This window comes from Rhodoferax sp. (assembly GCF_034519335.1).
Taxonomy (GTDB): Bacteria; Pseudomonadota; Gammaproteobacteria; order Burkholderiales; family Burkholderiaceae_C; genus Allorhodoferax.
In genome coordinates this window covers 12,732-25,083 of record NZ_JAXHOL010000001.1, presented here as the reverse complement: position 1 = coordinate 25,083, position 12,352 = coordinate 12,732, and the positions used below count along the sequence as shown (strand labels likewise).

At 62.2% G+C, this 12,352-nt stretch carries 12 protein-coding genes; 11 read left to right on the top strand and 1 reads right to left on the bottom strand.

Annotation, left to right across the window (positions count from 1 at the left end; translation table 11 throughout):
• Window positions 1-20 precede the first annotated feature (20 nt).
• The 10 genes from U5O12_RS00125 to tolA all read left to right on the top strand — a co-directional run bounded on the left by U5O12_RS00125 (window position 21) and on the right by tolA (window position 8,161).
• On the top strand, window positions 21-698 hold the full coding sequence (locus U5O12_RS00125) for a response regulator transcription factor (RefSeq protein WP_322576687.1): 678 nt from the start codon (window positions 21-23) through the stop codon (window positions 696-698).
• Between the two features lies 1 nt (window position 699).
• Window positions 700-2,121 carry a sensor histidine kinase gene (locus U5O12_RS00120; protein ID WP_322576686.1) on the top strand — a complete coding sequence of 474 codons (1,422 nt, stop codon included), beginning with the start codon at window positions 700-702 and terminating at the stop codon, window positions 2,119-2,121.
• 6 nt (window positions 2,122-2,127) lie between these two features.
• The gene (locus U5O12_RS00115) at window positions 2,128-2,529 is read left to right on the top strand and encodes an RNA-binding S4 domain-containing protein (RefSeq protein ID WP_322576685.1); all 402 of its coding nucleotides are present in this window, start codon (window positions 2,128-2,130) and stop codon (window positions 2,527-2,529) included.
• A gap of 100 nt (window positions 2,530-2,629) precedes the next feature.
• Window positions 2,630-3,745, top strand: coding sequence for a bifunctional 3,4-dihydroxy-2-butanone-4-phosphate synthase/GTP cyclohydrolase II (gene ribBA, locus U5O12_RS00110; RefSeq protein WP_322576684.1), 1,116 nt, complete (start codon window positions 2,630-2,632; stop codon window positions 3,743-3,745).
• 56 nt (window positions 3,746-3,801) lie between these two features.
• Complete coding sequence (ribH, locus tag U5O12_RS00105; protein WP_322576683.1) at window positions 3,802-4,269, top strand: 6,7-dimethyl-8-ribityllumazine synthase; 468 nt, start codon at window positions 3,802-3,804, stop codon at window positions 4,267-4,269.
• On the top strand, window positions 4,269-4,805 hold the full coding sequence (nusB, locus tag U5O12_RS00100) for a transcription antitermination factor NusB (protein ID WP_322576682.1): 537 nt from the start codon (window positions 4,269-4,271) through the stop codon (window positions 4,803-4,805). The genes ribH and nusB overlap by 1 nt, the downstream gene beginning before the upstream one ends.
• A gap of 13 nt (window positions 4,806-4,818) precedes the next feature.
• Window positions 4,819-6,000, top strand: coding sequence for a pyridoxal phosphate-dependent aminotransferase (locus tag U5O12_RS00095; protein ID WP_322576681.1), 1,182 nt, complete (start codon window positions 4,819-4,821; stop codon window positions 5,998-6,000).
• 20 nt (window positions 6,001-6,020) lie between these two features.
• Window positions 6,021-6,722 (top strand): protein TolQ, encoded by a 702-nt coding sequence (tolQ, locus tag U5O12_RS00090; RefSeq protein WP_322576978.1) that lies wholly within the window; start codon window positions 6,021-6,023, stop codon window positions 6,720-6,722.
• Between the two features lie 21 nt (window positions 6,723-6,743).
• Entirely contained in the window at window positions 6,744-7,187 is a 444-nt protein-coding gene (locus U5O12_RS00085; protein WP_094480223.1) for a biopolymer transporter ExbD, read from the top strand.
• A gap of 11 nt (window positions 7,188-7,198) precedes the next feature.
• Window positions 7,199-8,161 carry a cell envelope integrity protein TolA gene (gene tolA, locus U5O12_RS00080; RefSeq protein ID WP_322576680.1) on the top strand — a complete coding sequence of 321 codons (963 nt, stop codon included), beginning with the start codon at window positions 7,199-7,201 and terminating at the stop codon, window positions 8,159-8,161.
• A 70-nt stretch (window positions 8,162-8,231) separates the two neighbouring features.
• Here the strand turns inward: tolA and dnaE are convergent, their stop codons facing one another.
• The gene (gene dnaE, locus U5O12_RS00075; RefSeq protein ID WP_322576679.1) at window positions 8,232-11,798 is read right to left on the bottom strand and encodes a DNA polymerase III subunit alpha; all 3,567 of its coding nucleotides are present in this window, start codon (window positions 11,796-11,798) and stop codon (window positions 8,232-8,234) included.
• Window positions 11,799-11,922: 124 nt separating this feature from the next.
• Between dnaE and U5O12_RS00070 the strand changes: the two genes are divergently transcribed.
• Entirely contained in the window at window positions 11,923-12,339 is a 417-nt protein-coding gene (locus tag U5O12_RS00070) for a hypothetical protein (protein ID WP_322576678.1), read from the top strand.
• The last annotated feature ends 13 nt before the right edge of the window (window positions 12,340-12,352 follow it).

The window sequence follows — 12,352 nt, the reverse complement described above, 5'->3', positions numbered from 1 at the left end:
AAACGCCTAGGGAAAACCCCATGCACCTGCTGCTCATCGAAGACGACCCGGCCCTGCACACGACCTTGCAGCGCAGTCTGGTGCGCGCGCAAATGCGGGTGGATGTGTGCAGCGACGGCAGCCTAGCGCTGGACCGGTGGCGCAGTGCAGAGCCGGATGTGGTGGTGCTGGACCTGAGCCTGCCCGGGGTGGATGGACTGGACATTTTGAAAGCGGCCCGCGCCGAAGGACTTGGCACCCCGGTGCTAATCCTCACTGCACGCGGCACTGTGGGGGACAAGGTACTGGGCCTGAATGCCGGTGCCGATGACTACCTGCCCAAACCTTTTGACCTGGATGAACTCGAAGCCCGAGTTCGCGCGCTGTACCGCCGCCACGCTGGTAGCGCCGCCAGCATCAGCCCCGACCTGCAACTGGGTGCCCTGCGCTTGGACAAAAGCAGCGGCGCGCTCTACCACCGCCACCAGATCATGGAACTGAGCCCGCGCGAGTTGGCGCTGGTGGCTGCCCTGATGGCACGGCCAGGCCATGCGGTCAGCAAGGAACGCCTGTTTGAGGTGGTTTTCCCCGGCGAGGCGGACGTGCAGTTTGAAGCCATCGAAGTGGTGGTCTACCGACTGCGCAAAAAACTGGCTGCAACCGGCATCGCGCTGGTCACCCTGCGCGGCCTGGGGTACCTGCTCAAAGCCGAAGGCTGACGTGGCACCGAGCCCCCGCACGCCCCTGTCCTTGCGACGCAGCCTGCTGCTGGGCATTTTGTTGCCCATCGTGCTGTTTGTGGTGGTGGACACCATCAGCCTCTACCGCCAGGCGCTGGGTGCCGTCAACACCGCCTACGACCGCACGTTACTGGCCTCGGCCAAGGCGATTGGCGAACTGCTGGACATTGAAGGCGACGGCCCTCAGGCCCGGCTGCGCGCACAAGTGCCCTACTCTGCGTTGGAGGCATTCGAAGCCGACAACCGCAGCCGCATGAGCTACAGGATCTCGGATGCCAAAGGCCAGTGGATCGACGGGGCGGAAGACCTCCCTGCCTGGCGCGGCAGCCTGCCCAACCAAGGGCCTTATGCGGCCTTGGTGGACTTCTACGACGACAGCTTCCGGGGCGACCCGGTGCGGGTAGCCGTGCTGCTGCAGCCCGTGGCGACACGGCGCGAACGCACCATGGCCATGGTGCAAGTGGCCGAAACACTGGAACTGCGCCGCACGCTGGCGCGGCAGATCCTGATCGACACGCTGCAGCGGCAGGCCATTCTCATCACTGTCATCACTGCAGTGGTGTTGATCGTGGTGCAGCGGGTGACACGCCCGGTGCGCCGCATGAGCAGCGAATTGCAGCAGCGCCCTGAAGATGACCTGACACCGCTCAATGCCAGCCACCTTCCGCTGGAAATACGCCCGCTGACTGAGGCTACCAACCAGGTCATGCAACGTCTGCAACACCTGCTGGACCACCAAAAGCGCTTTGTGCGTGACGCCGCCCACCAGCTGCGCACGCCGCTGGCGGTGCTGAAGGTCCAGGTGCAGTCCGCGCTGCGCGGTGATGTGGCGCCTACCGAGGCGCTGCAGGAGATCCAGACCACCGTAGACCGCGCGACCCAGCTGGCCAACCAGATGCTGTCACTGGCCAAAGTCGAGCAAGTCAAGCAGCAGCAAGACTTCGCCACCATGGATTGGGCGGAACCGCTGCGCGCCGTGGCGCTGGACGTATCGGCCCTGATTGCGGACAAGGACCTCGACTTTGACATTCGCACCGAGGTCAGCCTGGTGCATGCCCACGAGTGGATGCTGCGCGAAATGGCGCGTAACCTGCTGCACAACGCGATCCGCCTGAGCCCGCGGGGTGGCCGCCTCAGCGTGCAATTGATGCCCATAGACGGCATGGCTGAGCTGCACATCGAAGACAGCGGTCCCGGCATCTCTGATGAGCTGCGCTTGCGCCTGTTCCAGCCTTTTGCCGCGGGCCACGCCCACTCGGGCTCCGGCCTGGGACTGACCATCACACGCGAAATGGTCAAGGCACTGGGTGGCAGCATCACCCTCACCAACCTCTACGAGCAGGGCTTGTGCGTGGGCCTAGACGCCTGTGTACGATTGCCACTCCAACCCCAGCCCGACTGACACCGCATGGACAGCACCCGCATTGACAAATGGCTTTGGGCCGCGCGCTTCTTCAAAACCCGTTCGCTGGCCACCGACGAAGTGAACAAGGGTCATGTGCAGATGGCACAGCACGACATCAAGCCTTCCAAGGAGATACGGGTGGGTGATGTGTTGACCATCTGGCAGGCCAAAGTGCCACGTACCCTGATCGTGCGAGGGGTGAGCGACCAACGCGGTCCGGCCCCGGTTGCACAGCAGCTGTACGAAGAAACGCCCGAGAGCGTTGCCAAACGCGCCGAAATGGCCGAGCGCAACCGCCTGGCAGCTGAACCAGCCCACGCCATCGAACATGGCCGCCCCACCAAGCGGGACCGCCGTGCGATCGACAAGAGCTGGGGCAACCGCTGGAGCGCATCTCTAGATTGACCCTGCGCGGGGCCTTTGCACTGGGTTTACGGCGATAATCGGGGCCACGCCTGCCATCGGCACGGCCTTGTTGGACCGCTCTTTTGAAAGTACCTCGCGCATGACCGCCTTCTCCCCCGTCCCTATCTCCCCGGTTGAAGACATCGTCGCCGACATGCGCGCTGGTCGCATGGTCATTCTGGTGGACGAGGAAGACCGCGAAAACGAGGGCGATCTGGTCTTGGCGGCCGACCACGTGACGCCCGAGGCCATCAACTTCATGGCCAAATTTGGCCGTGGCCTGATCTGCCTGACATTGACCCGCGGACGCTGCGAACACCTGCGCTTGCCACCCATGGCGACCCGCAACGGCACTGTCTACAGCACCGCATTCACCGTTTCCATCGAGGCCGCCGAGGGCGTAACCACTGGCATTTCGGCCGCGGACCGCGCGCGCACCGTGCAAGCTGCAGTAGCGAAAAGCGCGGTGGCCGCCGACCTGGTGCAGCCTGGCCACATCTTTCCCTTGCAAGCTGTGGACGGCGGCGTGCTGATGCGCGCAGGCCATACCGAAGCCGGTTGCGACCTTTCTGCGATGGCCGGCTGCACGCCCGCTGCCGTGATCTGCGAAATCATGAAGGACGACGGCACCATGGCCCGCTTGCCGGACCTGCAACTGTTTGCCGCCGAGCACGGCCTCAAGATTGGAACCATTGCCGACCTGATCGAACACCGCAGTCGCACCGAGTCGTTGATCGCCAAAGTAGGCTCACGCCCCCTGCAAACGGCCTATGGCCAGTTCACCGCCCACACATTCCGTGACACCACGGGCCACGGCGTGCACTTGGCCTTGGTCAAAGGCGAATGGGAAGCTGACACCGTGGTGCCCGTGCGTGTGCATGAGCCACTGTCGGTGCTGGATGCCCTGGAGATCAATCGCTCCATGCACTCCTGGAGTTTGGACACCGCGCTGGCATACCTGAAGCAACAAGGCCATGGTGTGGTGGTACTGCTGAATTGCGGCGAAAGTGGCGAACAGCTGCTGGCCCAGTTCGACGGCACCGCCCGCGCAGCCCAGGCACCGGAACGTGGGCGCATGGACTTGCGGACCTATGGCATTGGCGCTCAAATTCTGTTGCAGTGTGGCGTACACAAGATGCAGCTGATGGGCAGCCCGCGCCGCATGCCCAGCATGACGGGCTACGGCCTCGAGATCACTGGCTACATCGCCAAATAAATAATTCTGGGGACAGCCCTTCAGGTTGCCCCCGACACACCTCAAGGACTAAGACTATGTTTGGCGCAGACAAAGGCACCACCACTGAAGACCGTTTGAACGGCAAAAAACTCTCCATCGGCATCGTGCAGGCGCGCTTCAACGCCAGCGTGACCGACGCCTTGGCAGCCGCCTGCAAGTCCGAGCTGCTCGCCCTGGGCGTGGCCGACAAAGACATTGACCACGTGACCGTGCCCGGCGCGCTGGAGGTACCCGTAGCCTTGCAGGCCATGGCTGAAAAAGGCAAATACGACGCACTGATCGCCTTGGGCTGCATCATCCGTGGCGAAACCTACCACTTTGAACTGGTAGCCAACGAGTCCGGCTCCGCCGTCACACGCTTGGCACTGGACTACCAATTGCCCATCGCGAACGCGATTTTGACCACCGAAGACATGCCCCAAGCGATTGCCCGCCAGGACGAAAAAGGCCGCGACGCGGCCCGCGTCGCGGTGGAGATGGCCAACCTTCTGGAAAGTATTTGATGAGCGATACCCCCTCCCCCGCTGCCAAGCGCCCGCCACGCCAGTCCCGCACCGGGCTCACAGCCACGGGCGCGCGCAAGGCCGCTGGTAAGTCCAACCGTACGCGGGCCCGCGAATTTGCCCTGCAAGGCCTCTACCAAAGCCTGGTGGGGCGCAACGCAGTGGACGACATCGACCCATTCACGCGTGACCTGGCCGGGTTCAACAAGGCCGATGCTGCCCACTTTGACGTGCTGCTGCACGGCTGTGTGGCGCAAGGCGAAGCCATGGACGCACTGATCGCCCCGCTGCTGGACCGCCCTTGGGGCGAGATTTCGCCCGTGGAACATGCGGTGATGTGGATTGGGGTGTACGAATTCCAGCACTGCCTGGACGTTCCATGGCGCGTGGTGCTGAACGAGTGTGTGGAGCTGGCCAAGGAGTTTGGTGGCACCGATGGCCACAAGTACGTCAACGGTGTACTCAACGGCCTGGCGCCCAGCCTGCGTGCCGCCGAGGTGGAAGCTGACAAGGCCAAGAAACCCCGCAAAGCCTGACGCCCGCAAGCCCATGCAGATTTCTTCCCGCGCACAGAACATCGAACCGTTTTATGTGATGGAGGTGGCCAAGGCCGCTTCCGCCTTGGGTGCCGAGGTGGCACACACTGACGCGCCCATGGTGTTCCTGAACATCGGCGAGCCCGACTTCACCGCACCGCCGCTGGTGCAAGAGGCTGCCGAACGTGCCGTGCGCAACGGCCACTCCCAGTACACACCGGCCTTGGGCCTGCCGCAGCTGCGCGAGCGCATAAGCGCCTGGTATGCCAGCCGTTTTGGTGTGCAGGTGCCAGCCAGCCGTATTGTGGTGACCGCCGGTGCTTCGGCTGCGCTGCATCTGGCCTGTATGGCATTGATAGAGTCGGGCGACCAAATTTTGATGCCCGACCCCAGCTACCCCTGCAACCGCCACTTTGTGAGTGCGGCTGAGGGCAAGGCAGTGCTTATCCCCACCACGGCCGAGGAGCGTTTTCAGCTCAGTGCCGCCAAGGTCGAAGCGGCTTGGGGCCCGCGCACGCGCGGCGTCTTGCTGGCGTCTCCCAGCAACCCCACGGGCACCTCCATCCACCCCGACGAATTGCGCCGCATCCACCAGGTGGTGCAGTCGCACGGCGGCATCACCTTGGTAGACGAGATCTATCTGGCGCTGAGCCATGACGACCAGTTTGGCCAAACCGCGCTGGCGCTGGACAACGCCATCATCAGCATCAACAGCTTCAGCAAGTACTTCAACATGACTGGCTGGCGTCTGGGCTGGATGGTGGTGCCCGAGGTGCTGGTGCCCGTGGTCGAGCGCCTGGCACAAAACCTGTTCATCTGCCCCAGCACCATCGCACAACACGCGGCAATGGCGTGCTTTGAAGATGCCAGCATTGCGCTGTACGAACAGCGCCGCGCCGAATTCAAGGCCCGGCGCGACTACTTCATCCCTGCGCTCAACGCCCTGGGGCTCACCGTACCGGTGATGCCCGATGGCGCGTTTTACGCTTGGGCCGATTGTTCGGAACTTTGCAAAAAGCTGGGCATCAAGGACAGCTGGAATTTTGCCTTTGAGGTGATGAACCGCGCCCACGTGGCCATCACCCCGGGGCGCGACTTTGGTACCGCGCAAACGGCCCAGTTTGTGCGTTTTTCGACTGCCAGCTCCATGAAACAATTGGAAACAGCGATTGCCCGCTTGCGTGCGATGCTCTGACCCTGACCACCTGAACCATCCTGATGAACCAAGACCTCTCCATCCTCCATTTGGTCCTCAACGCCAGCATCGTGGTGCAGGCCGTCATGTTGTTGCTGATGTTGGTGTCCATTGCCAGCTGGGCCGCCATTTTTCGCAAATTGTTTTCACTGAACCGCGTGAAATCTCAGAACGAAGCATTTGAGCGCGAGTTCTGGTCAGGCTCCAGCCTGAACGACCTGTTCAGCGCAGCCAGCCGCAATGCACAGCAGTGTGGCCCCATGGAACGCATTTTTGCCAGCGGCATGCGCGAGTTTCAAAAGCTGCGCGAGCGCCGCGTCGCCGATGTGGGCACACTGATGGATGGCGCCCGCCGCGCCATGCGCGCGAGCTTCCAGCGCGAGATGGACTCGGTGGAAAGCAATCTCTCCTTCTTGGCATCGGTCGGTTCGGTCTCGCCCTATGTGGGCCTGTTTGGCACCGTGTGGGGCATCATGCACGCCTTCACCGGCCTGGCCTCGCTGCAGCAGGTCACGCTGTCTACCGTGGCGCCTGGCATTGCCGAGGCGCTGGTCGCCACGGCCATCGGCCTGTTTGCCGCCATTCCGGCGGTCGTGGCCTACAACCGCTTTGCGCGCGACCTGGACCGCATTGCTATCCAGCAAGAAACCTTTATCGAAGAGTTTTCCAACATCCTGCAACGCAACGTGAGCGCGCAGACCACTGCCCCCGCTGGCCGCTGAGTCACAGCAAGGAACCACCCCATGCCCGCAGTAGCCGGACGCGGCCGAGGCCGCCGCACCATCAACGAGATCAACATGGTGCCCTTCATCGACGTGATGCTGGTGCTGCTGATCATCTTCATGGTCACCGCACCATTGATTACCCCCAGCATGATTGACCTGCCCAGTGTGGGCAAGGCTGCGCGTCAGCCCGACCAGATCATCCAGATCGTCATTGGCAAGGATGACAAGCTGGAGATGAAAGTCAAAGAGCAAACCACCTCCATCGTCCTCAAAGACGTGGCCGCCGCCGTCAAACGTGCGCAGGCCAATGCACCAGCCCCCAAAGACGGCGCAGCCGCCAACTCAGCCGTGGTCATCAGCGCCGACAAGGCCGTGAAGTACGAAAGTGTGGTCCAGGTGATGGACACGCTGCAACGCGCGGGCATCCAGCGCGTGGGCCTGTCGGTGCAACTGGCCAACTGAGCGACCGTGACATGAGCGCCACACGCCACCACCTCGAGTTTGCCCCGCCCGCGACGCCAGGTTTGGTGCGTGCCGTGCTGCTGGCGCTGGTGGCCCACTTGGCGCTGGTGGCGGTGTTGGCGATTGGCGTGGCGTGGAAGCGCGAGACCCCACCGGTGGCCGTAGAGGCAGAACTCTGGGCGACCGTGCCACAAGAGGCGGCGCCGCTGCCGCCCGAGCCAGAACCCGAAGCACCACCGCCAGAGCCAGAGCCTCCCTTGCCCGCGCGCCCTGCACCGCCACCAGCCCCGCCGGTGATAGACGCGCCCAAGGCCGCTGACATCGCATTGGCCAAAGAAAAAGAAAAAGCCAAACTGCAGAAAGAGAAGGAACTGCAACAGGCCAAGCTGGAGCAGGAGCGCAAAGCGCAGCAAGACAAGCTGCAACGCGAAAAGCAAGCGGCCGACAAGCTGGCCGCAGAGAAGTTGCGCAAGGAACAAGAAGCCAAAGCCGCGCGCGAAAAAGCAGAGAAGCTGGCCAAGGCGGAGAAAACCGACAAGGCCAAGGCCGAGGCGCTGGCCAAACAAAAGGCCGCCAAAGCCGCCGAACTGGCAGCGCAGAAAAACCGCGAAGACCAACTCAAACGCATGGCTGCGCTCGCAGGCGGAGAAACCACGGGATCGGGCGGCACGGGTACAGCCGCGAAAAGTGCAGGGCCAGGCGCCAGCTACTTCGGACGGGTGGCGGCACGCATCAAGCCCAATGTGACTTACACCGACATCATTTCGGGTAACCCCGTCACTGAAATTGAGGTTTCGCTCAGCCCCAACGGCGACATCCTGAGCCGCCGCATCAGCAAGCGCAGCGGCAATACGTCCTGGGACAACGCAGCCCTCAACGCCATCGACAAGACTGAAAAGCTGCCCTTGGACAATGGCAAAGTCTGGTCACCAATGGTGATTGTGCTGTCACCGCAAACGCTGCTAGGCCCGTGAAGTCCGCCCAACCGCTACCATTTTCATAGCTGCTCGCGCAATATCCACGGGCTCCAGAGCCGTATTTGATCTATAAATCGTAAACAATGGCGGCTTTGCCTTGGTAGGCTTGGCCGCGCCAGCTGGCCAATGCCGCATCGCTGGGGAAAAACTTGGCACGCTCGTCCAAGTGCAGGTCCACGGCAGCGCCATCCAACTCGCCTTCCGCAGTCAGGCATTGCACCTGCAGGCGCACACCGAGGCCCCGCACCAGCTCCCCTTGCTCCGACATCTCACGCTCTGCCGGGAACTCGCGCAGCAAAGCCTGCAAATCGGGCGCACGCTGACGGGCGTCGAGTTGCACGGCCACACGCAGAAATTTGCCAAAACGACAACGCGCTTGCTCCAGGCTCCAGACCTGCTGCAGCACAAAACGCGCAGCAAAGCCGTTGCGCCCGGGCTGCAAACGGCCACTCACAATCACCAGGGTGTCATCCTGCAAGAGACTGCGGTAGGTGGTCAGCAGGGCCTCATCTGCGGTGGCTTCGATGGCTGCCGACTTGTCATCGAGCGTGAAGATGCCCACCTTGCCACGGTTGCCGTTGATGACCTTGAAGCCGCTGATGATGCCCGCCAACACCTGGGGTTCGCGGGTTTCCAACACCTCCTCAATCGGCCGTTTGGCAAAGCGGCGCACTTCCAGCGCCATTTCATCAAACAGGTGGCCTGAGAGGTAAAAGCCCACGGCGGACTTTTCCTGCGTCAGTTGCTCACGCACGCCCCAAGGCAACACCTCCACCAAATCCGGCTCTTGGGTACTCGATCCATGGTCGTCCTCTCCACCCATGTCAAACAGGCCGTGCTGGTTGGCATTGGCGGCACTCGCCGCAGCAAAGTCAAAGGCGCGGTCCATGCTTTCCACCAGGGCCGCACGGTTGAGGTGGATGCTGTCAAAAGCCCCCGCCTTGATGAGCGCCTCCACGCAGCGTTTGTTCAGGCGCGTGCGGTCCACCCGGCGCGCAAAGTCAAACAGGCTCTTGAAGGGTCCCGCCTCTTCAGTGGGGCCACGGCCTTCGCGCGCCGCCACGATCGCCTCGATGGCTTGCTGGCCGGTGCCCTTGATGGCCCCCAGACCGTAGCGGATTTCCTTATTGGAGATGGGCTCAAAGCGGTACACACCGCGGTTGATGTTGGGCGGCTCAAAACTCAGCCCCATCTTTTCGGCATCCTCGAACAGCACCTTCAACTTGTCGGTGTCGTCCATTTCGACCGTCATGTTGGCGCAGAAGAACTCGGCCGTGTAGTGCACCTTGATCCAGGCCGTGTGGTACGCCAACAGCGAGTAGGCAGCGGCGTGCGACTTGTTGAAGCCGTAGCCTGCAAACTTCTCCATCAAGTCAAAGACTTCGTCGGCCTTTTCTTCGCTGATGTTGTTTTTGGCGGCACCGGCGCGGAAGATGGCGCGGTGCTCGGCCATCTCTTCGGCCTTCTTTTTACCCATGGCGCGGCGCAGCATGTCGGCGCCGCCCAGCGAGTAACCACCCAGAATCTGGGCGGTCTGCATCACCTGCTCCTGGTAAACCATGATGCCGTAGGTCTCGGACAACATTTCGGCCACCAGCGGATGCGGGTACTCAATCACCTCTTTGCCGTGTTTGCGCGCCACAAAGCTGGGAATCAGGTCCATCGGGCCCGGGCGGTACAGCGCGTTCAGCGCAATCAGGTCTTCCAGCCGGCTGGGTTTGGCATCTACCAGCATGCGCTGCATGCCCACGCTTTCAAACTGGAACACGGCCTCGGTCTTGCCCTCGGAGAACAGGCGGTAGACCTTGGCGTCGTTGAGCGGCAGGTTTTCGTAGGCAAAGTTTTCCTGGCCCGGGTGGCGCTTCATGATGAACTCGCGCGCGATCTCCAGGATGGTGAGTGTGGCCAGCCCCAAGAAGTCGAACTTCACCAGGCCAATCGCCTCCACGTCGTCCTTGTCGTACTGGCTCACCGCGCTTTCGCTGCCGGGCTGTTGGTAGAGCGGGCAAAAATCGGTCAGTTTGCCAGGAGCGATAAGGACACCGCCGGCGTGCATGCCGATGTTGCGGGTCATGCCCTCCAACTTTCGGGCCAGCTCCAGCAGCGTCTTGACGTCTTCCTCCTTGGCCTCGCGCTCGGCCAGGATGGGCTCTGCCTCGCTGGCGTAGACGTACTTGTCGTTCTTTTTGCCATCGGTCGGCGGCAGTTGCAGCGTGACGTTGGTGCCCGGCTTGTTGGGAATGAGCTTGCTGATGCCGTCGCAGAAGGTGTAGCTCATGTCCAGCACCCGCCCCACGTCGCGCACCACGCCGCGTGCAGCCATGGTGCCAAAGGTGGCAATCTGGCTCACGGCGTCCTTGCCGTACTTGTCCTTCACATAGTCGATCACCAGGTTACGGTTGGTCTGGCAAAAGTCGATGTCAAAGTCGGGCATGGACACCCGCTCGGGGTTCAAAAACCGCTCGAACAGCAGGTTGTACTGCAGCGGATCCAGGTCGGTGATCTTGAGCGCATACGCCACCAAACTGCCAGCGCCCGAACCGCGGCCGGGCCCCACCGGGCAGCCGTTGTTCTTGGCCCAGTTGATGAAGTCCCCCACGATCAAAAAGTAGCCCGGAAAGCCCATCTTCAAAATGGTGGCCAACTCAAACTCCAGGCGCTCCACATAACGCGGCATCTGCGCCTCGCGCTCGTCCGTCTTGGGATAGAGATGGCGCATGCGCTCCTTCAGCCCTTCGAACGACGCGTAGCGGAAATACTCTTCCGGCGACATGCGCTGGCCATTGACCTCGGGCGTGGGAAACACCGGCAGCTGCGGCTTGCCCAGCACCAGCGTCAGGCTGCAGCGCTTGGCAATCTCCAGCGTGTTGGCAATGGCCGAGGGAATGTCAGCAAACAGCTCCTCCATTTGCGCCGCGCTCTTGAAATACTGCTCGCGCGTGAAGCGGCGCACCCGCTTGGGGTTGCTCAGAATCTCGCCATCGGCAATACACACCCGTGCCTCGTGCGCCTCAAAGTCGTCGGGCTCGGTGAACTGGATGGGGTGTGTAGCCACCACCGGCAGCATCATGCGGGCGGCAAGTTGCACCGTGGCCACCACATGGGCCTCGTCATCGGCACGGCCGGCGCGCTGTACCTCCAGGTAAAAGCGGTGCGGGAACACGCTGGCCAGTTGCATGGCAGCCTCGTAAGCACGTGCCGTGTCGCCCTGCACCAGCGCCTGCCCCACCGGGCCGGCCTGCGCACCGGCCAGGCAAATCAAGCCTTCGTTCAGTTCCTTCAGCCAGGCCATCTTGATCACGGCCTGGTTCTTCACCACGTTTTGGGTGAAGGCGCGCGCAATCAGCTCCGAGATATTCAGATACCCCTGCTTGTTTTGTACCAGCACGATGACTCGCGTCACGGCCGCAGGGTCAGCGCCCAGACCCTCGATGATGAGTTCCGCCCCAATCAGCGGTTTGACCCCTTTGCCCCGGCCCTCTTTGTAGAACTTGATGGCGCCGAACAGGTTGTTCAGGTCGGTGATGGCCATGGCCGGCTGGCCGTCCTTGGCAGCGGCCTTGACCACCTCGTCGATACGGTTGGTGGAATCCACCACAGAAAATTCGGTGTGCAGGCGCAGGTGTACAAACATGGCTTGATTGTAGGTTTGCTGCCGCAGCCACACCGGTACCGGGACATGGCCGTGCGGCACAATCAAGGCAGAGGAGTCAAAAAAAGCGGCAACACCCGCATCGATCCGATTTGGAGCAAGAAACATGGCCCCAACCGCCTTCCGTCCGCACGGTACTGCCCAAGTAGAGCTGTCCGGTGCCATCCTGACGGTGCACATGCGCGGCGACTGGAATGCAGAAATGCGCAACCAGACCTCTCAGCAAATACGTGCTTACGCCCCCGCACTCAATGCAGCCGGCCCCTGGGCCATCTGCAACATCCTGCATGACACCCTAGTCTACAGCGAAGCGCTGTACACCAGCGCCCGGCAGGACTATGCCTCCCGGCCCGCCGAATCACGCCTGCAGGCAGTGGCTTTTGTCATTGGCCCGCACGTGGAAGGCGCCAGTCTGCTCGGGCCACGGTACCAGACCTTGCTGGACGGTGTGATTGACGCCCGGGTGTTCCAGGACCCGCAGAGTGCGCAATGCTGGCTGCAAGAACAACTCGATCGCCCCTGACAATCTTAAAATC